Below are 20,307 nucleotides of genomic sequence, written 5' to 3'. Positions count from 1 at the left end.
GAAAGCCCCTCGGAGGGAGGGGCTTTGGCGGGTAAGAAAACGCCCCGACGGTGCGGGGCGTTTTATAGAAGCGTCACAAATCAGCCTCAGTGGATGGCGGTAAACCCGGCCAGCCCTCAGTCAGCATTTCGGGACGATAATTTCCACGGTCGATTGCCTGCAGCAAGTCGTGCTCACGATCAAAACAGGCCTGGACGTGGGTACGTACAGCCTTGGCGATTTCAAGAATTCGGGGCGCATCCAGTTCGACAAAGCCTTTGGCAGTCTTGAAGTTGCATCGGTACAAAGGATCGACAATTGCGGATAAACCCATTCCGGCAATCAGCGTTTGGCTGTCACGTGTGGTCTCGATGGTCAATCCATCAAAACTGACACCAGCGGCCTCCCGCATAAAGCGTTCGGCGGCAACGGCGTCTGCCTGTGCTTCAGGCAGGACAGTCGGCGAAGCTTGCGGCGAGAACAACCACTCACCGTCATGCTCCTTTGCTGTCCAGCCTTGGCGCGGACGTGGATCGAGATGATCGACGCACACCCATACCAGCGTCGGTGGGTACAACGTCGAGATATCGTCATTGGTTTCGGTCTGTTCGACGACCGTGCCGGCAAAAATACGTACATAGGTGCTCATCAGGTCCACTCCTCGATAATCACGATGCCGTCACCACCATTGCCACCCTTGAGGTTGGTCGGACACGACGGCTTGGCCAACGCGCCGCCACCACCCGCACCAGCGTTCACGGCTCCCTCGCCGTCCCGGCTGGCGCCGCCCGAAGGGTTGCCGCCCGGACCGAAGTTGCTGAGGCCTCCTTCGCCGGATGTGCAAAAAGACAACGTCGGCCCGGTCACTCCGCCGCCACCTTGGCCGTTGGCATTGATGATGGAGCCGCCTGTTGCGAGCTCGGAGTTTGGGCTTCGGCCAAGCTGTAGAGGCGGCACTGCGTTGGGCGAGAACCCTCCGCCGTGTCCTCCGGGTGCAGCGATTCCGGCAAACGATGTTGTGCCCCCGTTGGAACCGATACTTGCAGTGACGCCCGCTCCTCCCTTGCCGAGAGTGATCTGCTGACCGTCGAAACCCTGGGTAAGCCAACCTTCTGCATAGGCGCCGGCAGAACCACCGCAACCGGCAGAAAGCTGAGTATTGGCTGTCGACACTGCCCCGCCGCCAGCACCACCACCGCCTTGCAGCCTGTATTTGATTTTTTTGGTGCCAGGACCCGATTGATAGATCTCGTTGGCCTTGAAAATCCGCGTCCTTAAATAACGGCCGGATGCATTGCGAACTTCGTCAGCGAGCGCCGCGATATCGATGTTTCCCTGATTGACCGGAGCGTTCCAGGCTTTGATGCACCACATGACGGCGAGGTTGCGGGGGCGGGTTTCCGCTCCACCTGCGTTCACTGTCGTAACAACTGTCACCGTCTGCATGGTAGTTCCGGCATCTACAGCAGAAAGAAATGCACCTGTAGATATTGCTGCTGCAGCACCATTGACCTTCCCACCCTGCCACTCGCCGGCGGGATCCAACGTAGCACCGGTTTCGTCAAAATAACGGTGATTGTGTGATCTGAAGGACTCAGCCTGAGTACTTCCCAAAGCTCGCCCGGCATCCACTCCTCGGCCATGATCCCAACCCCGCAAAAACTCCCCACGCGCTTCCGGCAAGCGGAAGTTCCCAACTCCCTCATCGCCCCTGTTGAACTTGCCACCCAGATAAGCGCTCAAGTCCGGGTAAGTCGCACTGCTTTTGACGCTGTTATCCAGCTCCAGAAAGCCCGGTGGTGGCACATCAACCGGGAACGCCACAATCGACCCCACCGGCAGCGCCGAAGCCTTGGCGATCAGCGCTTCAACTTCGGCCTTCGTGTACGAATCCTTGATGCCAAAACCGGCCAGCGTTTCAGGGTTGGCCCCAGCCGTAGCGCGGCCATATTCGTCAACGGTCAGACTTTTATAAGTCCCGGCCGCAATCCCGGTGCGCCCCGCGAGCATCTTGAATGCCAGCGCGGTCGTGCCGAGAGTGATCGGCGCGTTGGTAGTCAGGTGCCACAGCGAATCTCCGTTCGCCGTGCCCTCCTCCACCATCACCGTCAGGCCCGGGGTGACCTTGGCGCTGGTGCTGGCATCGGTCGCCCGCTGCCAGTCGCCATTGGCGACGATCCACAGGCCGTTGTCCTTGGCCAGGGTCTGGCTCGGCAACAGCACGCGATCGCCGGCCACCACGGCAACACCATCGATCTGCTGGGCGCCGTTGAGTACGATATTGCCGGTAGCAGCGACGCGTACCGACTGCTTGCCATCGAGCTTGCCGAGTTCTTCGGCCAGATAACTCATGACCCAGGCACGCGTGGCCTTGACCACCGTGTCATCGATCAACAAGGTCACCAGCGAGGCATTGCTGGTCTCGAAAATCGAGCGAATATAGAACTCTTTGCCCGAGCCCGAGGTGGCGAGCACCGGTTTGAACGACTCCGGATATTTGACGATGGCGTAGAGAATGCCGGTGTCGGTCCACAGCCCGGCCTCTCGCACGTACCAGCCGCCGACATCCGGCGGGATGGTGACTTCGGCGAGCAGCCAGCTCGGATTTTTCTCATCCTGAAACAGCGCATTGAGCGGTCCGCGCCAGACTTCGCGTTTCAGTGCGGTTGCGGTGGCGGCCGGGTTGTAGACCGCGCCGCCGCCGTCGCCGACGGAAATCTGCGTCAACTTGATCGGCGTACCCGCGGCCTTGCACGCCGTTTCGTAGGCAATCCCTGCGTTGGTGAGCAGGGTGTAATAGTCAGCCATTCAGGCCCCCTGAGGATAAATAGTGGATGTTTCGACGGTGTACAACGCAGCGGCCATGAACGCCTCGCCAGAGGTTTCAAGGCCCTCGATGAACACTGGATAAACCGTGGTCAGTTCGCCGCAAAACGTCGCGGCGCCGATGACGTGATTGCCGAACGCGCTCAAACCCACCGACACCGAGAGAATGTCCCGCTCGCTTTTCGCATCGGCCAGGCGTCGGTCGAGACGGGCGTCGATGGCTTCGCTGTAGGGTTGTTCGCTGAAGGCACGCACGGAAAAGCTGTAGGGCACGCCGGGCGGTGTCTGTTCGTACCAGGCGCGGATTTCCGGGCGCAGTTGCAGACCTTTCGCGGCGTTTTCCAGCGCTTTGCGAGTGCCGGCCTGACGCGCGGTGGGCCAGGCCAGTTCGACGGTCAGGCGCTTCTCCGCTTCCGGCGCATCGGTACTCCATTCGGCGACGCCACGATCGGCAGCCAGATAAGGCAGGAAGGCCACCGGCGTTTCGCTGGGGTTCATCAGTTCGGGGAACGGCGGTGCGATGCGATCGAGCAAGGCACCGAAGCCCAGATCCAGTCCGCGTTCCAGTGCCGAGCTGTTGGCGGGCAGCAAGGACGGGCGCTGAGTTTTTTCACTCATAGCGTCAGCACCTCGACTTCGACCGCGGTGCAATACGGCGCCTGAAACGCGGTCGTCACGATCGGCGCCAGCGGTTCGAGAATCTGCAGTTGCACGGCGCCGGCGCTGTGCAGCGTGTAGTCGATCCAGCTCGGATCGACCCGACCTTCCAGGCGATGACAGCTATCGGCATACGCCTGCAATTGTGCTTGCGCCGCGACCTTGGTCAGGCCCGAATCGGGGCCGGAATTGATCTTGGCAATGACGCGGATTTTGTAGCGCTGGATCTCGGCCGCCTTGACGGTGACGAGGTCGGTTTCCGGGCGCACGTCGGGACGAGCGAAGTGCTCACGGACGCCCTCGAGCAATGCATCGGTAGGCGTGCCATCGCCTTCTCGCGAAAGCACGGTGACCTGCACTTCCCCCGGTGCGGTGCGCCGTCCGTTACCATCCTTGACCTGCGCGGCGAGGCCGTCCGGGTTGAAGGTGTAGGTGACGTTTACCACGCCGGAATCAGCAGATTCGACCTGCACCGTTGGCCGCTCGCCAAGCGTGAACACCTCGCGGCGATACTGCATCCGCGAGCCGGCTGCCGGTGCATGGGGGGCGAGGTAGTAGCGCAGGCGCGCATCGTCATCGCTCTCGTAAATTGCCGGCACCGGCGGGAATGCCGCCGGGTCGCCGGGGTCGAGCAATTGCCGCTCCAGCCCCATGTCCGCCAGCCGCGCATCCAGATTGCTGCCGGTCGCCCACCACGCCAGCATCTGCTTGATTCGTGCGTTGTATTTGCGCTCATGGGTTTGCAGACGCACGCAGAACGCTTCCAGCGCGAGGGTCAGCAATTCGCTCTGGTTTTCCAGGCTGGTCTTGAGTTTCTCGGCGCTGGTCGGCGAACGTGCACCGACATACTCGACGACGAAAGCCTTGAACTCTGCGAGCAGGTCTTCGAAGGCCTCAACAGTGATCAGTGAAGGTTCGGCCAACTGATTCTGGCCAGGGATCAGCATGCTCATGTCACCACCTCAAAAGTCTGTTGCCGGTTTTTCCAGGTGCCGGCAAACCGCAGCAACAGACCGTCGCCGTGACGACTGGCGACAATTACTTGCGGCAGAAAATCGTCGATGCCGTTTTGCGGGTTGTAGAACGCCTGCGCGGCGTGGCTCTGCGCCAGAAGCAGAACGTCGTCACCGAGGTTCTGCCCAAGCAATGTAGGGATCAGCGATCCATACAAAGGGCGTTTTTGCCGGGTGCCCAGCGGCGTGGTCAGGGCCCGGGTCGCGCGCTGCACAAACTGCAGCCAGTCGTCGACCGTGGCCCCGTTGTCTCTATCGATTCCAATCATGGCAAGCTCTTGAATCAGGGGCTGATGATGCGGCCCTGGTGGTCGACCAAGGGGCCACTGAAGTGCACGCCCGAGGCGTCGATGCTCAGGCCGACGACGCCGAGTTGCAGGGTGATCAGTTGTGGCGTCATGGCCAGACGAGCCGGGCCGATGCTCAGTTCGAGCGACTCGCGAGACCCGATGAATTGCGTGGGTCCGTTCAGCCAGTGCAAGGCGTGGCTGGCGTCGTCGTAACCGCTTTCACTGCCGTCCTGATGCACCCGACGGGTCAGCGTCGGTACAGTCGAGGCCGGGGGGAAACGGTCACTGTTCAAGCCGAATAACGCGACACTCTGCGCACCGCTTTCACCGCTGCCATAGTTGAACAGCAGGCACTGCTCGCCCACGGTCGGGATGCGCGATTCGCTTTGCGTACCGGCACTGGGGTTGAAGAACTTGATCGCCGGCGTGAGCAATCCGCCATGGCTGACCTGGCAAGTGTTGCTCGCCGCATCGACCGACTGACAGATACCAATACGGCAGAAACTCTCGGCGCGGCGATGCAGGTCTTCGATTTCCGCTTCCATTTCCGCCAGACGCTCAATGATCGGGCCGAGCTGCATGCGCAGTAATGCGTCGAACATGGGTCAATCCTCCAGCGCGGTGTATTGCTCGGGATCGTCGATATTGCTGACTTCCCAGGTGCGGGCAAATTTGGGCACGCCGAGCGGATCGTCGAGCAGGGTCGGACCGAGGTAGAGGGTCTGCTCGAAGGTCAGGGTCCAGGCCTTGTATTGTTGGTCGGCACGGATAAGCAACGAGGGCAATCCGTCAATATTCATGGGCAGATCGCATTGGTCGCCGGGCAATCCCCAGCGATTGTCGGTGATCAGGTTTTTCAGCACAGCGATCAGGTCGCACGCGGCAAAAGCGGTCGCAGAAAGCGCCGGGACGACTTGCAGTGACAACGTCATTACATGAGCGATACGCCTATCAGCGGCGCGCACGCCGGATGCATTCCGGTCAAAGTCGATCAGTACCCAGGCCTGATCGCCCGCCGCTGTGAAGTCATCGTGACTGCCGACATTGACGTTCAAACCGGTGGTGTTACGCAGGGTCGTCGCGATGGCTGTAAACAGGTGCGACGGCTGTTGGATCGGTGTGGGCATACATGACCTCCTTTTCAATCGTCCACGCGCAGCCCTGCCGCCAAAATGGCGGCACGGAGAAATATTCAGGGTTAAGGGTGGTCGCGCGGCGGGACTTCGCAGACGCCGATGCGCTTGGCCGCCCAGCGTTCGTAAAGACCGATGGCGACGTCGGCGCCGGCCATGGCCGTCAGGCAGCCAAACGCGCCAGCGGCCCAGATCGACAAGCCTGCGGCATACAGCAGCATGATCGCCGAGACGCCGCAGATCATGCAGGCGCCGGAGCGCAGGGCCAGACGCCGCACCAGCGACCAGCCGCGTGCGCCCTCCTTGTCGGCGCGCCACATTTCGCCGGACACCCCACCGATCACGGCGAGCAGGATGACCAGCCAGATCGGCATGTCCGCCAACGCTTGTTGCTCGTTTGTCATGTCACGCCTCCGTGGGCAGTGGGTGATAGATGGGAATTGAGTTCAAATAATGTCTCTTCAGGCAGGCATTCCAAAAAGCCCGGCCTTGCGCCAGGCTTTTCAGTAATGCGGTCCCGCCGATCGATTACTCGGGCTGGAATCAGTAAGGTGCGACTGGCCACGTGATGTTCGCCGGATAACCCGACTGCTGATCGATGTCGCTGAGGGCGATGCAGTATTGCTTGTGGGCCAACAGCCGAGCCCTGTCGTTTATGGCACTTCAGGCCAAATGACGCTCAGTGGATAGCCCGGCTGTTTGTTGACTTGGCTCATCTCGATGAAGAACTGCTTGTAGGCGAGCAGTGCGGCCTCTTCAGCAGGTGTTGCCAGCCCCAGTTCGACTTTTTGTACCAACGCTGACGATGCCAGGGTGAAGTTGACTTTATCGAAGCGAGTCACTCGTTCGTTACGCATGCGAATAGCCAACAGTGTCGGTTGCCCCCACATGTCGCTATCGGTAAATGTCCAGACGCCGTCGGTGTTTACCGCATTCCAGGAATAATCGATCTTGGGCAATGCGCTGACATCCACCCAGACCTGGTCCGCCGGAAACTCATCGGTGATCGGGTTAGCGGTTTCATAAATGTTATCGACTTGGCCAGCAACGACACGTGCGTATTTCTTCATGCTCATTATCCTTATTGAGTGCCGGCATTCCGGCGTTCAGTTCCTGCCCGGGTAGGCATTCCAAAAAGCCCGGCGCTTGCACACCAGGCTTTTCAGTAATGCGCTCCTTCGCCTTCCTTCAAAATCCTGTGTCCTGGAAGGAAGTTGACTTTTCGGCGCTACTGGCGCGGTACGAGTCCGTTCAAATTGTTTTTCCGACCGCGGTCCCTGCCCGCCGGATAACTGCTTCTGGTGCTTTACGCTGCACACCCGGGTCAGTTGCCAACCCTCTGAACCGTTGAGGCCGGTTCATCGCTGCCTGTTCTTGTGGAACTAAAGAGCTTGTCTTGCCAGCCGCTTTGTCGAGCGGCTTGGTGGCAAGAATATGCATGGATGCATATACAGTCAATGCATAAATGCATTTATTTATGCATTTGTTTTGCACGCATGCATGGAAGCCGCGCCGGACAAGGGCGGAATGGATTTCTGCAGGCGAAAAAAAACCTGCCGAGCGGCAGGTTTCAGTTGGATCGAAAGGGTTAGCGGGCGTACATGCCCCACCAGAAGACGTGACCGAGGATAACGATCTGCTCTTCCTGGATTTCCTGGAAGCTGTAGTCCTCGTCCGGATGCTCGTCGCGATTGAAGCTGCGCAGACGGATGCCGGTGGGCAGTCGATAGAGTTGCTTCACGCGCAACTGGCCATTGTGATTGATCGCATACAGGTCGCCATCAATTATGTCGCCAATACCGCACTTGCCGGCGTTGACGCCGACAGTCGCGCCATCGCGCAGGACCGGTAACATGCTGTTGCCGCGCACCGTTACGCATTTGGCCTGGTCGAACTGCACGCCATTGTGGCGCAGACTGCGCTTGCCGAAGCGCAGGCTGGAGCGTTCGCTCTCTTCGATGACGAATCTTCCTGATCCAGCTGCCAATTCAACCTCGCGTAGAAAGGGCACGGACACTTCGTCATCCTCGACGGGGGTGTCATCGTCCCACAGCATGATGTCCTTGAGTTCCGCATGCACGTCTTCGCGGGCGCCGCCCGCGGTCGATGCAACGTCCGCACGCCCGCGCAATTGATCGGTGCTGACGTTGAAGTATTCAGCGATCTTCGAGATGTGCTTATCCGAAGGATCGACAATCTTCCCGCTGAGAATCCGCGAGAGCGTGGATTGAGGCACGCCGGTGCGACGGTGGAGCTCCGTGGGGGAGATCCCGTGCTGGTCGAGCAGTGCTCTTAAGACGGAGGAAACGTTGCGTTTTTGCATAACGCGCATAGTGCTTGAAGTTTTTCGTGAAGACAAATGCTGATTTGCATAAATCGTGCATGGATCAACTTTTCTCTGCAAGTAAAGCCTCTCCCGACCGCAGCGCCTGCGTCAGGCAGACCGCCCATGGTAACCTTGCGCCCATCGCGGAAAAGCCCGGCCACTGCCCGCGCTTTGCCCTACATCTTCTAACGAGTTGCCCGACAATCCGATGAATAAAGCCGTCTCCGACCTGTCCTCCCACACTCCGATGATGCAGCAATACTGGCGCCTGAAGAACCAGCACCCGGATCAGCTGATGTTCTACCGCATGGGCGATTTCTACGAGATCTTCTACGAAGATGCGAAGAAAGCCGCCAAGTTGCTCGACATCACGCTGACTGCGCGCGGGCAGTCGGCGGGTCAGGCGATTCCGATGTGTGGGATTCCTTACCATGCGGCGGAAGTGTACCTGGCGAAACTGGTCAAGCTCGGCGAGTCTGTGGTGATTTGCGAGCAGGTCGGCGACCCGGCCACCAGCAAAGGCCCGGTCGAGCGCCAGGTGGTGCGGATCATCACGCCGGGAACGGTCAGTGATGAGGCGCTGCTGGATGAACGCCGCGATAACCTGATTGCAGCGGTATTGGGCGATGAGCGTCTATTCGGTCTGGCGGTGCTGGACATCACCAGCGGCAACTTCACCGTGCTCGAGATCAAAGGCTGGGAAAACCTGCTCGCGGAACTGGAGCGGGTCAACCCGGTGGAATTGCTGATTCCGGATGACTGGCCGAAAGACCTGCCAGCAGAAAAACGCCGTGGCGTACGCCGTCGCGCGCCGTGGGATTTCGAGCGTGATTCGGCGCTGAAAAGCCTTTGCCAGCAATTTTCCACTCAGGACCTGAAAGGCTTCGGCTGCGAGAACCTGACCCTGGCCATTGGCGCTGCCGGTTGCCTGTTGGCCTACGCCAAGGAAACCCAGCGCACAGCCCTGCCCCATTTGCGTAGCCTGCGTCACGAGCGTCTCGACCACACCGTGGTGCTCGACGGCGCCAGCCGGCGCAATCTGGAGCTGGACACTAACCTGGCCGGCGGCCGCGATAACACCCTGCAATCGGTGGTCGATCGCTGCCAGACCGCCATGGGCAGCCGCTTGCTCACTCGTTGGTTGAACCGGCCGTTGCGCGACCTCACCGTGCTGCTGGCACGCCAGACGTCGATCCGCTGCCTGCTCGACGGCTACCGCTTTGAAAAGCTGCAACCGCAGCTCAAGGAAATCGGCGACATCGAGCGGATTCTCGCGCGGATCGGTCTGCGCAATGCCCGCCCTCGCGACCTCGCACGTCTGCGTGATGCCCTCGGCGCGCTGCCCGAACTGCAAGCGGCGATGACCGATCTGGAGGCGCCGCACTTGCAGCATCTGGCGGCCACCACCAGCACCTATCCGGAATTGGCTGCATTGCTGGAAAAAGCCATCATCGATAACCCGCCAGCGGTGATCCGTGACGGCGGCGTGTTGAAAACCGGTTACGACAGCGAACTCGATGAACTGCAATCACTGAGCGAAAACGCCGGCCAGTTCCTCATCGATCTCGAAGCCCGGGAGAAGGCCCGCACCGGTCTGGCCAATCTGAAAGTCGGCTACAACCGCATCCACGGCTACTTCATCGAATTGCCGAGCAAGCAGGCCGAATCGGCGCCGGCCGACTATATCCGCCGGCAGACGCTCAAAGGCGCCGAGCGCTTCATCACCCCTGAGCTGAAAGAATTCGAAGACAAAGCGCTGTCGGCCAAGAGTCGTGCGCTGGCCCGGGAGAAGATGCTGTACGAAGCGCTGCTGGAAGATCTGATCAGCCAGTTGCCGCCGTTGCAGGACACCGCGGGGGCTTTGGCCGAACTGGACGTGTTGAGCAACCTCGCCGAGCGTGCGCTGAACCTCGATCTGAACTGCCCGCAATTTGTCAGCGAGCCGTGCATGCGCATCACCCAGGGTCGTCACCCGGTGGTCGAGCAAGTGTTGACCACGCCGTTCGTGGCCAACGATCTGAGCCTCGACGACAACACGCGCATGCTGGTGATCACTGGCCCGAACATGGGCGGTAAATCCACCTATATGCGTCAGACCGCGCTGATCGTATTGCTGGCGCATATCGGCAGTTTCGTACCGGCCGCCAGTTGTGAGTTGTCGCTGGTCGACCGGATCTTCACCCGCATCGGTTCCAGCGATGACCTCGCCGGTGGCCGTTCGACCTTCATGGTCGAGATGAGCGAAACCGCCAACATCCTGCACAACGCCACCGAACGCAGTCTGGTGCTGATGGACGAAGTCGGCCGCGGCACCAGCACCTTCGACGGTCTGTCGCTGGCGTGGGCAGCCGCCGAGCGCTTGGCCCATCTGCGCGCCTATACCCTGTTCGCCACCCACTATTTTGAACTGACCGTGCTGCCAGAAGCCGAACCTCTGGTAGCCAACGTGCATCTCAACGCTACCGAGCACAACGAGCGCATCGTGTTCCTGCACCACGTTCTGCCCGGGCCTGCCAGCCAGAGCTATGGCCTGGCGGTGGCGCAATTGGCGGGTGTGCCGAGCGAAGTGATCCTGCGCGCGCGTGAGCATTTGAGTCGGCTGGAAGACACCGCCCTGCCCCACGAGGCGCCGAAACCTGCAGCCAAGGGCAAACCGTCGACGCCGCAGCAAAGCGACATGTTCGCCTCGCTGCCACATCCGGTGCTGGACGAATTAGCCAAAGTCGACCTCGACGACATGACGCCACGGCGTGCGCTCGAAATGCTCTATGCACTGAAGAACCGGATATAAGCACTGAAGAAGCGGATATAACGCAAATCGCTTCAAGCTGTTAGAATCTCGCGCGGTTCGGGATGCTGCTGGCTCATAGCCTGGTCAGCAGGTATCGCTCCCGAACCTGGCGACCCCAACCGTGAAGGGGCTACGCTGCCGCCGCCTGAGGAGAAAATTAGAAATGACCTTCGTCGTCACCGACAACTGCATCAAGTGCAAGTACACCGACTGCGTAGAAGTCTGTCCGGTGGACTGCTTTTACGAAGGCCCGAACTTCCTGGTGATTCACCCGGACGAGTGCATCGATTGCGCGCTGTGTGAACCAGAATGCCCGGCTGTGGCGATCTTCTCGGAAGATGAGATCCCCAGCGGCATGGAAAACTTCATCGAGCTCAATGCCGAGCTGGCGGATGTCTGGCCGAACATCACCGAGCGCAAGGATCCCCTTCCGGAGTCTGCGGAGTGGGATGGCAAGCCGAACAAGATCGAACAACTCGAACGCTGATCTGCCCCGCGTTCGAATGAAAAGGCCCCTTGCGGGCCTTTTTGCTTTTTGCAGAGATTACTTTTCTGCAGGCGAAAAAAGGGGCGGTATGACCCGCCCACATTTTTTCCCTATTCCCTGTATTCCTTTTCATCGTCCTGATGAATCGCCTCCTGCGATGTCCGTTCCCCTCTTCCGTGAAGGGCATGTCTGTCCGTCGACACAGTTGAGATATTAGAGAGTTTCCCGAGACGAGCAATTGGCCTCAGGCACGCGCTCGCGCTGTCATAAGCGCATAACATTTACATGAAACCCAATAAAAACAGACGGTTGCGTAATGGAAGCGAACGCAATCGCCTTCCACCGAAGTGTAAAAATAACGAACACTTACGACACAGTAAGCAAAGGCTTACAGCGCGAGACTACAAATTCAGAAATTGCCAACCGCTTGTCTGGTGGCTGCCGAAAGCACGATTTGCCTTGCTCGAAAAACAAAAAGCCCCGGCTGATCAAATCAGCCGGGGCTTTTTGCGGGCGGTCGGGCAAGCGCTTATTGAAACAGCGACTCGCTCGACAGGCCATTTTTCTCAAGGATCTCGCGAAGGCGCTTGAGGCCCTCCACCTGGATCTGCCGTACCCGTTCACGGGTCAGACCGATCTCCAGGCCTACGTCCTCCAGCGTGCTGCTTTCGTGACCGCGCAGGCCGAAGCGGCGGATCACCACCTCGCGCTGCTTGTCGGTCAGTTCCGACAGCCATTGATCGATGCTTTGCGACAGGTCGTCATCCTGCAGCAGTTCGCACGGATCGGTTGGACGATCGTCAGTGAGGGTGTCCAGCAGGGTTTTATCCGAATCCGGACCCAGCGAGACGTCGACCGAAGAAACCCGTTCGTTCAGACCGAGCATGCGCTTGACCTCGCCCACCGGTTTTTCCAGCAGGTTGGCAATTTCTTCGGGTGAAGGTTCGTGGTCGAGTTTTTGCGTCAGCTCCCGTGCAGCCCGCAGGTACACGTTGAGCTCCTTGACCACATGAATCGGCAACCGGATGGTCCGGGTCTGATTCATGATCGCGCGTTCGATGGTCTGACGGATCCACCACGTGGCGTAGGTCGAGAAGCGGAAGCCGCGCTCGGGATCAAACTTTTCTACCGCGCGGATCAATCCGAGGTTGCCCTCTTCAATCAGATCCAGCAGCGACAGCCCCCGATTGACGTAACGCCGGGCGATCTTGACCACCAGCCGCAGGTTACTTTCGATCATGCGCTTGCGTCCGGCCGGGTCGCCACTTTGCGACAAGCGCGCAAAATGAACTTCTTCTTCCGGGGAGAGCAGAGGGGAAAAGCCGATTTCGTTGAGATACAGCTGCGTGGCATCAAGTGCCCGGGTGTAGTCGATGTACTTGTGTTGTTTAAGTGAAGCGGATTGTCTGGATTTGGAACGAACGGAAGGTGGAGCAGCCCCTTCATCATTCGACATCGAAGATTCCGAATCGATGCCGGCCTCCATAAGGAGAACCTCATCGTCGATGTCAAACTCCGGCACTTCTTTACTGAGAGCCATTGTTATAGTCCTTTGGTGAGTTCGACCCCAAGCTCAAGCGACGCCTTTATCCTTGGCAACGCTGGAGCCTGTCCCCTCTACGCGACGGAACAGGCTGGCCTTCAAATCAACGTCTTGGCAGGAACTGCAGCGGATCCACTGGTTTACCTTGGCGGCGAATCTCAAAATGCAGTTTCACCCGGTCTGTACCCGTTGACCCCATTTCGGCAATTGTCTGTCCGACCTTGACCTGCTGCCCCTCCCGAACCAACAGCCTGCGGTTATGTCCGTAAGCACTGACGTAGGTTTCGCTGTGTTTGATGATGACCAATTCGCCGTAGCCCCTTAAGCCACTCCCGGCGTATACGACGGTCCCATCAGACGCAGCTAAAACAGGCTGTCCCAAATCTCCGGCGATATCAATTCCTTTATTCAAACTACCGTTTGAAGAGAATTTTCCAATCAGAACGCCATTAGATGGCCATCCCCAGCCGGTCGGGGCCGGGCCTGCCGGAGGCAGTGGAGCGGGCCCCGGTTTGCTCGCGACGGACGGTACAACCCCTTTGGAACCGGTGGTTGTAGTGGTGGTGGTGCCATTCGCCTGGCGCCGGATTACCGTGGTTTTACTCGACGAAGAAGGTGAAGAACTGGAGTTGCTCACCACCGCCGTCGGTGTTGAACCGCTGCGGCCGTCAAAGCGAATTGTCTGACCCGGATGGATCGTATACGGCGTAGGAATGTTGTTCCGCGCGGCGAGGGTTTTGTAGTCCCAGCCGTAACGAAAGGCGATCGAAAACAAGGTATCGCCGGGACGGACTACATACTGCCCGGTGGTGACGGTAGGACGTTGCGCCACCGCATTGTTGCGATCAACAACGCGCACGTTGCTCGATTTGGTGCTGGAGCAACCGACCAGCAAGGTGCTCAAGACAAGGCCAGTCACCAGGCGCTGAAAGCTCGTGTTACCCATACGCTGCGCAATGACTGTGAGACTCACCCGCCGCTCCCTATGTGGTGGCTGAAAATTCTGAATGCCGCACCGCGGCATGAGGTGTCGCAAGTATAACGGGCCGAAACGGCTTTACCTTTAATGAAGCGAAATCGCCGGGCGCACACGTTTGCCAGTGGCAAGTACGCTGCGTTTAATCTCTGGCTGCCGCTGTAAGACCGGCGCCGTTGAAAGGAATTCAGCGCCTGTCTGCAAATGCTCAGGCCAGTGGCCCGTTGAGCAAAGGCACGAAGCGGACGGCCCCCAGAACGTGTCGGGAAAAGCCGTGCTCTTCGCGCACGATCAGCATCAGTTGTTGCACTTCACCGGAGCCGACCGGAATCACCATGCGCCCACCGGGCGCCAGTTGATCAAGCAACGCTTGCGGCACGTCGGTCGCCACAGCGGTGACGATGATGCCGTTATACGGCGCCAGCGCCGGCCAGCCTTCCCAGCCATCACCCCAGCGAAACACCACATTACGCAGGTTCAACTCGACCAGACGCTCCTTGGCGCGATCCTGCAGAACCTTGATGCGCTCCACCGAAAACACCCGCTCAACCAGTTGCGACAATACCGCCGTCTGGTAGCCGGAGCCGGTGCCGATCTCCAGTACCTTGTCCAACGGGCCCGCCTCCAGCAGCAGCTCGCTCATGCGCGCCACCATGTAAGGCTGGGAAATCGTCTGGTTGTTGCCGATCGGCAGCGCGGTGTCTTCGTAAGCCCGGTGCGCCAGCGCCTCGTCGACAAACAGGTGACGCGGCGTGCGACGGATCACTTCCAGCACTTTGGCGTTCGACACGCCTTCTTCATACAGACGCTGGATCAGCCGCTCGCGGGTGCGCTGGGAAGTCATGCCTATGCCGCTGCGCAGGCGATCATCATGCTCACGCATCAGCTCAATCCTCCCAGCCAGCCATCGAGACTTCTGAACGCATCATTGAAGGTGCGATCGAGCTGCAACGGCGTGATGGACACATAGCCTTGCATGACGGCATGAAAATCAGTGCCCGGGCCACCGTCTTCGGCGTCGCCGGCGGCGGCAATCCAGTAACCGGCCTTGCCACGCGGATCGACCACTTTCATCGGGGCCGCCGCGCGGGCGCGATGGCCGAGGCGGGTCAGCTGGATGCCACGGATGTGATCGATAGGCAGATTGGGAATGTTCACGTTGAGCACCGTGCGCGGTGGCAGATCGAGCCCGGCGTGGGCCTCGACCAGCTTGCGCGCGAAGTACGCCGCCGTGGGCAGGTTATCCACCTGACGCGAGACCAATGAGAATGCAAAGGCTGGACGCTCGAGAAATCGTCCTTCAAGCGCAGCCGCCACGGTTCCGGAATACAGCACGTCGTCACCGAGGTTGGCGCCCAGGTTGATGCCGGAAACCACCATATCGGCCTCGCGTTCCAACAGGCCATTGAGCCCCAGGTGAATGCAATCGGTCGGTGTGCCGTTGAGGCTGATAAAGCCGTTGGCCAGATATTGCGGGTGCAGCGGACGGTCGAGCGTCAGCGAACTGCTGGCGCCGCTTTTGTCCTGTTCCGGGGCGATAACCACGCATTCGGTGTAATCCGCCAGCGCAGCATAAAGCGCGGCGAGACCGGGTGCGGTTACCCCATCGTCGTTAGAAATCAGAATACGCATGGGCTGTCCGTCTGCCCCACCGGCACCAGATCAACGAGCTCGCGCACCAATACGGTGGCAAAGCATCCGGCCGGGAGGACGAATTCCAGTTGCAGAATGTCAGGTTGGGGATAATGCCACGTCAACCCGCCAATGGGCAGACGCAGGATGCGACGTTCATGGCTCATGCCGGCGTGAATCAACCAGTCGCGCAGATCCGCTTCGCGGGCGGCGATCGCCTGCTCCAGTTCATGGACTGCGCCAGCGGCCGGCGAGTCACCTTCGCCCCACTGCGGACCGGTCGGGTGCAGGTCGAGAATCGCCAGACGCGGGTCGCTGCACTCGGCCTCACCGGCGGGGAAAAAACTGCGGCTGTCGGTGAACGCCAACAGATCGCCGACCAGTGCGGTATTCCAGGTGCCATCGGCGACGCGCGCCGCCAGCACTTGGTTGAAGAGATAACTACGTGCCGTCGACAGCAAGCGCGAACGCACATTGCGCTGTTCCGGCAAGGCCTTGCGTGCGGCCCAGGCACGCGCATCGACAACGTTGCCGCCGTCATGGCCAAAGCGCTGGGCGCCGAAATAATTGGGGATCCCTTGTCTGGCGATCAGTTGCAGCCGCTGCTCAATCGCGTCTTTGTCGCCATTGAATTGAGTCAGGCGCAGGGTGAATCCATTGGCCGAATGCGCACCGCGTTGCAGTTTGCGTTTATGGCGCGTGGTCTTGAGGATCTTCAGCGTGTCGTTTTCCGCTGCCGACAGATCCGGATCGGCCTTGCCCGGCAGCTGCACGCTGAACCACTGTCGGGTCAGGGCCTGACGATCCTTGAGCCCGGCATAGCTGACGGTGCGCAACGGCACGCCCGCGGCCTTGGCAATACGCCGCGCCGCTTCTTCGGTATTGAGGCCGCGCTTTTCCACCCAGATCCACAGATGTTCGCCGTCACCGCTGAACGGGATATCCAGCACTTCATCGACCTGGAAATCTTCGGCGATGGCCTTCAGTACCGCTGTGCCGAGGGGCTCGCCATAGGCCCGCGGGCCGAGCAATTGCAGTTCATTCATGCGCGCAGCAACAAGGCAACGGAGTGCACGGCGATGCCTTCTTCGCGACCGACAAAGCCAAGCTTTTCGGTGGTGGTAGCTTTGACGTTCACTTGATCCAACTCAACTTGAAGATCCGCCGCGATCAGCGCGCGCATCGATTCGATATGCGGCGCCATTTTCGGCGCCTGGGCAACGATGGTGTTGTCGACGTTGCCGATTTTCCAGCCCTTGGCGTGGATCAGACTGACCACATGACGCAGCAGCACGCGGCTGTCGGCGCCCTTGAATTGCGGGTCGGTGTCCGGGAAGTGTTTGCCGATATCACCCAGCGCCGCGGCGCCGAGCAAGGCATCGCTCAAGGCGTGCAGCAGGACGTCACCGTCGGAATGAGCGAGCAGCCCGAAGCCGTGTGCAATCCGCACGCCGCCCAGAGTAATGAAATCGCCTTCAGCGAAACGGTGCACATCGTAGCCGTGGCCAATACGCATAAAAAAACGCCCCGATTTTTGTCAGGGCGTGATTCTACCTGCTTTGTCAGACATTAGGCGCCTAGAGCGCGCGCGTGATGCTGCAAGTGGTCGTCAATGAAGCTTGAGATGAAGAAATAGCTGTGGTCGTAGCCCGGTTGCAGGCGCAACTCCAGCGGATGCCCCGCTTGTTTTGCTGCGTGTTGCAGGGCTTCGGGCTTGAGCTGAGTGGCGAGGAAGTCGTCGCGATCACCTTGATCGACCAGCAATGGCAACCTCTCGGCAGCATCGGCAATCAGCACGCACGCGTCCCACTCTTTCCACTTCGAGCGGTCTTCGCCCAGATAATGAGAAAAGGCTTTCTGGCCCCACGGGCAATCGATCGGATGGGTGATCGGCGAAAAGGCCGACACCGATTTATAGCGCCCGGGGTTGCGCAAAGCACAAACCAGAGCACCGTGACCGCCCATGGAGTGGCCGCTGATGCTGCGTTTGTCGGAGGCGGGGAAATGCGCCTCAACCAGTGCAGGCAATTCCTTCACGACATAGTCATGCATCCGATAGTGACGCGCCCATGGCGCCTGCGTGGCGTTCAGATAAAACCCCGCGCCGAGGCCAAAGTCCCAGGCCTTCTCTGCATCGTCCGGGACATCCGGGCCACGCGGGCTGGTGTCCGGCGCGACGATGATCAGACCGAGCTGCGCGGCCATGCGCATCGCACCGGCCTTCTGCATGAAGTTCTCATCGGTGCAGGTCAGCCCCGATAACCAGTACAACACCGGCAGCTTGCCGCCCTGCTCCGCCTGCGGCGGCAGGTACACGGCAAAGACCATATCGCAATCAAGCACTTCGGAGCGATGGCGATAACGCTTGTGCCAACCACCGAAACTCTTCTGACAGGAAATATTTTCCAGATTCAAGGGATTCTCCCTAGCTGTAAGCTGCAAGCCGCAAACTTCAAGAAAAAGCACGAATGCCTTTACTTGCAGCTTGAAACTTGCGGCTCGGAGCTGCTGTTAGAAATGTATGACGGTGCGGATGCTCTTGCCTTCGTGCATCAGGTCGAACGCCTTGTTGATATCTTCCAGGCCCATGGTGTGGGTGATGAAGGTATCCAGCGGGATTTCGCCGCTCTGGGCCATGTCGACGTAGCTTGGCAATTCGCTGCGGCCACGCACGCCGCCGAACGCCGAACCGCGCCAGACGCGACCGGTGACCAGCTGGAATGGGCGAGTGGCAATTTCCTGGCCGGCACCGGCCACACCGATGATGACCGACTCGCCCCAGCCTTTGTGGCAGCACTCAAGCGCGGCGCGCATCAGTTGCACATTGCCGATGCACTCGAAGGAAAAGTCGACGCCGCCGTCGGTCATGTCGACGATTACTTCCTGGATCGGACGATCGTAGTCTTTCGGGTTCACGCAGTCGGTAGCACCCAGCTGCCTGGCAATTTCGAACTTGGCCGGATTGATGTCGATGGCGATGATGCGCGCGGCCTTGGCTTTCACCGCGCCAATCACGGCCGACAAGCCAATACCACCGAGACCGAAGATAGCCACGGTGTCACCCGGTTTGACCTTGGCGGTGTTGAGCACGGCGCCGATGCCGGTGGTGACGCCGCAGCCGAGCAGGCAGACCTTTTCCAGCGGCGCATCTTTGGAGATCTTGGCCACGGAAATTTCCGGAAGCACGGTGTATTCAGAGAAGGTCGACGTGCCCATGTAGTGGAAAATCGTTTCGCCCTTGTAGGAAAAACGCGAAGTGCCGTCTGGCATCAGGCCTTTGCCTTGGGTAGCGCGAATGGCCTGACAGAGGTTGGTCTTGCCCGATTTGCAGAATTTGCACTGGCCGCATTCAGGGGTGTAGAGGGGGATGACGTGATCGCCGACGGCGACCGAGGTTACGCCCTCGCCAATCGCTTCAACGATAGCGCCGCCTTCATGACCGAGGATCGACGGGAAGATGCCCTCCGGATCTGCGCCGGACAAGGTGTAGGCGTCCGTATGGCATACGCCGGAAGCGACGACGCGCAGCAGCACTTCACCGGCCTTGGGCATGGCGACATCGACTTCTACGATTTCCAGCGGCTTCTTGGCCTCGAAGGCAACGGCGGCGCGTGACTTGATCATGCTGACTCTCCAGTAAATCCAGTGAATAAAAAAGCAGACAAACAGTGTAGTTCAGCGCGCCCTGAGGAATAATCCGGACGAAAGCAAAACATTATTGCCATACAGGGATAATCCAAGTGTCGGAAAACCGCTGGGAAGGCATTGACGAGTTCGTCGCCGTCGCCGAGTGCAACCAATTCACCGCCGCTGCCGAACGTCTTGGGGTTTCTTCCTCACACATCAGTCGACAAATCGTACGGCTCGAAGAGCGTTTGCAGACGCGTCTGCTCTACCGCAGCACCCGTCGCGTAACGCTGACCGAAGCCGGGCAGACTTTCCTGCAACATTGCCAGCGCCTGCAGGACGGTCGTGAGGAAGCCTTGCGCGCGGTGGGCGATCTGACCAGCGAACCGAAAGGCATGCTGCGCATGACCTGCGCCGTAGCCTATGGCGAACGGTTCATCGTGCCGCTGGTGACGCGCTTCATGGGGCTGTACCCGCAACTGCGCATCGATATCGAGTTGAGCAATCGGCAACTGGATCTGGTGCATGAAGGACTGGACCTGGCGATTCGCCTCGGTCGGCTGCAGGATTCCCGGTTGGTCGCGACACGCCTGGCGCCACGGCGCATGTACCTGTGCGCGTCACCTTCCTACCTTGAACGGTACGGGCGCCCACACAGTTTGTCGGAGTTGAGTCGGCACAACTGCCTGATCGGCAGTTCGGATATTTGGCAACTGGAACAGAACGGCCGGGAATTTTCCCAGCGGGTGCAGGGAAACTGGCGCTGCAACAGTGGGCAGGCGGTGCTGGATGCGGCGCTGCAGGGGGTCGGGTTGTGTCAGTTGCCGGACTATTACGTGCTCGAGCATTTGCACAGCGGCGCGCTGATTTCCTTGCTGGAGACGCATCAGCCGCCGAATACGGCGGTGTGGGCGCTGTATCCGCAGCAGCGGCATTTGTCGCCGAAGGTGCGCAAGTTGGTGGATTATTTGAAGGTGGGACTGGCGGAGCGGCCGGAATATCGGGATTGAAAAGCCAAAAGATCGCA

Annotated in this window: 22 protein-coding genes; 3 read left to right on the top strand and 19 right to left on the bottom strand. The window is 59.7% G+C overall.

Annotated elements, in window-relative coordinates; all coding sequences use genetic code 11:
- Positions 1 to 73: 73 nt before the first annotated feature.
- From QRN33_RS20335 to QRN33_RS20285, 11 genes are all read right to left on the bottom strand, one after another.
- Positions 74 to 628, bottom strand: a complete 555-nt coding sequence (locus QRN33_RS20335) for a DUF4376 domain-containing protein (protein WP_281922823.1) — start codon at positions 626 to 628, stop codon at positions 74 to 76.
- The gene (locus tag QRN33_RS20330) at positions 628 to 2,787 is read right to left on the bottom strand and encodes a phage tail-collar fiber domain-containing protein (RefSeq protein ID WP_285409723.1); all 2,160 of its coding nucleotides are present in this window, start codon (positions 2,785 to 2,787) and stop codon (positions 628 to 630) included. The genes QRN33_RS20335 and QRN33_RS20330 overlap by 1 nt, the downstream gene beginning before the upstream one ends.
- Positions 2,788 to 3,423, bottom strand: coding sequence for a phage tail protein I (locus QRN33_RS20325; protein WP_083352113.1), 636 nt, complete (start codon positions 3,421 to 3,423; stop codon positions 2,788 to 2,790).
- Entirely contained in the window at positions 3,420 to 4,415 is a 996-nt protein-coding gene (locus QRN33_RS20320; RefSeq protein ID WP_285409720.1) for a baseplate J/gp47 family protein, read from the bottom strand. Before QRN33_RS20320 ends, QRN33_RS20325 begins: the two co-directional genes overlap by 4 nt.
- On the bottom strand, positions 4,412 to 4,744 hold the full coding sequence (locus QRN33_RS20315) for a phage baseplate protein (protein ID WP_042607008.1): 333 nt from the start codon (positions 4,742 to 4,744) through the stop codon (positions 4,412 to 4,414). The genes QRN33_RS20320 and QRN33_RS20315 overlap by 4 nt, the downstream gene beginning before the upstream one ends.
- Before the next feature lie 14 nt (positions 4,745 to 4,758).
- Positions 4,759 to 5,367 (bottom strand): phage baseplate assembly protein V, encoded by a 609-nt coding sequence (locus QRN33_RS20310; protein WP_285409717.1) that lies wholly within the window; start codon positions 5,365 to 5,367, stop codon positions 4,759 to 4,761.
- Between the two features lie 3 nt (positions 5,368 to 5,370).
- Positions 5,371 to 5,892, bottom strand: coding sequence for a hypothetical protein (locus QRN33_RS20305; RefSeq protein WP_285409715.1), 522 nt, complete (start codon positions 5,890 to 5,892; stop codon positions 5,371 to 5,373).
- Positions 5,893 to 5,963: 71 nt separating this feature from the next.
- Positions 5,964 to 6,302: a phage holin family protein gene (locus QRN33_RS20300; protein WP_042607005.1), complete on the bottom strand. Its 339-nt coding sequence runs from the start codon at positions 6,300 to 6,302 to the stop codon at positions 5,964 to 5,966.
- 139 nt (positions 6,303 to 6,441) lie between these two features.
- Entirely contained in the window at positions 6,442 to 6,534 is a 93-nt protein-coding gene (locus tag QRN33_RS20295) for a phage tail assembly chaperone (protein WP_227973784.1), read from the bottom strand.
- Positions 6,535 to 6,551: 17 nt separating this feature from the next.
- Positions 6,552 to 6,968, bottom strand: a complete 417-nt coding sequence (locus tag QRN33_RS20290; RefSeq protein ID WP_042607003.1) for a tail fiber assembly protein — start codon at positions 6,966 to 6,968, stop codon at positions 6,552 to 6,554.
- A gap of 518 nt (positions 6,969 to 7,486) precedes the next feature.
- On the bottom strand, positions 7,487 to 8,221 hold the full coding sequence (locus QRN33_RS20285; RefSeq protein ID WP_042607001.1) for a LexA family transcriptional regulator: 735 nt from the start codon (positions 8,219 to 8,221) through the stop codon (positions 7,487 to 7,489).
- 211 nt (positions 8,222 to 8,432) lie between these two features.
- Here QRN33_RS20285 and mutS point away from each other — a divergent pair, with 211 nt between their 5' ends.
- Positions 8,433 to 11,015, top strand: a complete 2,583-nt coding sequence (mutS, locus tag QRN33_RS20280; RefSeq protein ID WP_285409712.1) for a DNA mismatch repair protein MutS — start codon at positions 8,433 to 8,435, stop codon at positions 11,013 to 11,015.
- 163 nt (positions 11,016 to 11,178) lie between these two features.
- Positions 11,179 to 11,502 (top strand): ferredoxin FdxA, encoded by a 324-nt coding sequence (gene fdxA, locus QRN33_RS20275; RefSeq protein ID WP_042606999.1) that lies wholly within the window; start codon positions 11,179 to 11,181, stop codon positions 11,500 to 11,502.
- A gap of 529 nt (positions 11,503 to 12,031) precedes the next feature.
- On the opposite strand, the gene rpoS is transcribed toward fdxA, so the two are convergent.
- The 8 genes from rpoS to QRN33_RS20235 form a co-directional block, all read right to left on the bottom strand.
- Positions 12,032 to 13,042 (bottom strand): RNA polymerase sigma factor RpoS, encoded by a 1,011-nt coding sequence (rpoS, locus tag QRN33_RS20270; RefSeq protein WP_042606998.1) that lies wholly within the window; start codon positions 13,040 to 13,042, stop codon positions 12,032 to 12,034.
- A 106-nt stretch (positions 13,043 to 13,148) separates the two neighbouring features.
- Positions 13,149 to 14,018, bottom strand: coding sequence for a peptidoglycan DD-metalloendopeptidase family protein (locus tag QRN33_RS20265; protein ID WP_083352107.1), 870 nt, complete (start codon positions 14,016 to 14,018; stop codon positions 13,149 to 13,151).
- 211 nt (positions 14,019 to 14,229) lie between these two features.
- Entirely contained in the window at positions 14,230 to 14,865 is a 636-nt protein-coding gene (locus QRN33_RS20260) for a protein-L-isoaspartate(D-aspartate) O-methyltransferase (RefSeq protein WP_160768345.1), read from the bottom strand.
- Positions 14,866 to 14,903: 38 nt separating this feature from the next.
- Positions 14,904 to 15,653, bottom strand: a complete 750-nt coding sequence (gene surE / locus QRN33_RS20255) for a 5'/3'-nucleotidase SurE (protein ID WP_042606997.1) — start codon at positions 15,651 to 15,653, stop codon at positions 14,904 to 14,906.
- Positions 15,641 to 16,699, bottom strand: coding sequence for a tRNA pseudouridine(13) synthase TruD (gene truD, locus QRN33_RS20250; protein ID WP_083352106.1), 1,059 nt, complete (start codon positions 16,697 to 16,699; stop codon positions 15,641 to 15,643). Before truD ends, surE begins: the two co-directional genes overlap by 13 nt.
- Complete coding sequence (gene ispF, locus QRN33_RS20245) at positions 16,696 to 17,169, bottom strand: 2-C-methyl-D-erythritol 2,4-cyclodiphosphate synthase (protein WP_042606995.1); 474 nt, start codon at positions 17,167 to 17,169, stop codon at positions 16,696 to 16,698. The genes truD and ispF overlap by 4 nt, the downstream gene beginning before the upstream one ends.
- A gap of 53 nt (positions 17,170 to 17,222) precedes the next feature.
- Positions 17,223 to 18,068, bottom strand: coding sequence for an S-formylglutathione hydrolase (gene fghA / locus QRN33_RS20240; RefSeq protein WP_064364246.1), 846 nt, complete (start codon positions 18,066 to 18,068; stop codon positions 17,223 to 17,225).
- Positions 18,069 to 18,164: 96 nt separating this feature from the next.
- Positions 18,165 to 19,277, bottom strand: a complete 1,113-nt coding sequence (locus QRN33_RS20235) for an S-(hydroxymethyl)glutathione dehydrogenase/class III alcohol dehydrogenase (protein ID WP_042606993.1) — start codon at positions 19,275 to 19,277, stop codon at positions 18,165 to 18,167.
- 116 nt (positions 19,278 to 19,393) lie between these two features.
- On the opposite strand from QRN33_RS20235, the gene QRN33_RS20230 reads away from it, so the two are divergent.
- Positions 19,394 to 20,290 (top strand): LysR family transcriptional regulator, encoded by an 897-nt coding sequence (locus QRN33_RS20230; RefSeq protein WP_064364248.1) that lies wholly within the window; start codon positions 19,394 to 19,396, stop codon positions 20,288 to 20,290.
- Positions 20,291 to 20,307: the final 17 nt, after the last annotated feature.

It is taken from the genome of Pseudomonas sp. FR229a (assembly GCF_030209115.1).
GTDB classification, from domain to species: domain Bacteria; phylum Pseudomonadota; class Gammaproteobacteria; order Pseudomonadales; family Pseudomonadaceae; genus Aquipseudomonas; species Aquipseudomonas moraviensis_A.
This window is presented reverse-complemented; position numbering and strand designations above follow the sequence as displayed.

What these genes read in the sequence shown, in the direction of transcription:
- surE (WP_042606997.1), bottom strand. Translation starts at nt 15,653, where the DNA reads ATGCGTATTCTGATTTCTAACGACGATGGGGTAACCGCACCCGGTCTC.
- QRN33_RS20310 (WP_285409717.1), bottom strand. Translation starts at nt 5,367, where the DNA reads ATGTTCGACGCATTACTGCGCATGCAGCTCGGCCCGATCATTGAGCGT.
- QRN33_RS20305 (WP_285409715.1), bottom strand. Translation starts at nt 5,892, where the DNA reads ATGCCCACACCGATCCAACAGCCGTCGCACCTGTTTACAGCCATCGCG.
- QRN33_RS20315 (WP_042607008.1), bottom strand. Translation starts at nt 4,744, where the DNA reads ATGATTGGAATCGATAGAGACAACGGGGCCACGGTCGACGACTGGCTG.
- QRN33_RS20285 (WP_042607001.1), bottom strand. Translation starts at nt 8,221, where the DNA reads ATGCAAAAACGCAACGTTTCCTCCGTCTTAAGAGCACTGCTCGACCAG.
- rpoS (WP_042606998.1), bottom strand. Translation starts at nt 13,042, where the DNA reads ATGGCTCTCAGTAAAGAAGTGCCGGAGTTTGACATCGACGATGAGGTT.
- ispF (WP_042606995.1), bottom strand. Translation starts at nt 17,169, where the DNA reads ATGCGTATTGGCCACGGCTACGATGTGCACCGTTTCGCTGAAGGCGAT.
- truD (WP_083352106.1), bottom strand. Translation starts at nt 16,699, where the DNA reads ATGAATGAACTGCAATTGCTCGGCCCGCGGGCCTATGGCGAGCCCCTC.
- QRN33_RS20320 (WP_285409720.1), bottom strand. Translation starts at nt 4,415, where the DNA reads ATGAGCATGCTGATCCCTGGCCAGAATCAGTTGGCCGAACCTTCACTG.
- QRN33_RS20325 (WP_083352113.1), bottom strand. Translation starts at nt 3,423, where the DNA reads ATGAGTGAAAAAACTCAGCGCCCGTCCTTGCTGCCCGCCAACAGCTCG.
- QRN33_RS20235 (WP_042606993.1), bottom strand. Translation starts at nt 19,277, where the DNA reads ATGATCAAGTCACGCGCCGCCGTTGCCTTCGAGGCCAAGAAGCCGCTG.
- QRN33_RS20330 (WP_285409723.1), bottom strand. Translation starts at nt 2,787, where the DNA reads ATGGCTGACTATTACACCCTGCTCACCAACGCAGGGATTGCCTACGAA.
- QRN33_RS20260 (WP_160768345.1), bottom strand. Translation starts at nt 14,865, where the DNA reads ATGACTTCCCAGCGCACCCGCGAGCGGCTGATCCAGCGTCTGTATGAA.
- fdxA (WP_042606999.1), top strand. Translation starts at nt 11,179, where the DNA reads ATGACCTTCGTCGTCACCGACAACTGCATCAAGTGCAAGTACACCGAC.
- QRN33_RS20290 (WP_042607003.1), bottom strand. Translation starts at nt 6,968, where the DNA reads ATGAAGAAATACGCACGTGTCGTTGCTGGCCAAGTCGATAACATTTAT.
- QRN33_RS20300 (WP_042607005.1), bottom strand. Translation starts at nt 6,302, where the DNA reads ATGACAAACGAGCAACAAGCGTTGGCGGACATGCCGATCTGGCTGGTC.
- QRN33_RS20335 (WP_281922823.1), bottom strand. Translation starts at nt 628, where the DNA reads ATGAGCACCTATGTACGTATTTTTGCCGGCACGGTCGTCGAACAGACC.
- mutS (WP_285409712.1), top strand. Translation starts at nt 8,433, where the DNA reads ATGAATAAAGCCGTCTCCGACCTGTCCTCCCACACTCCGATGATGCAG.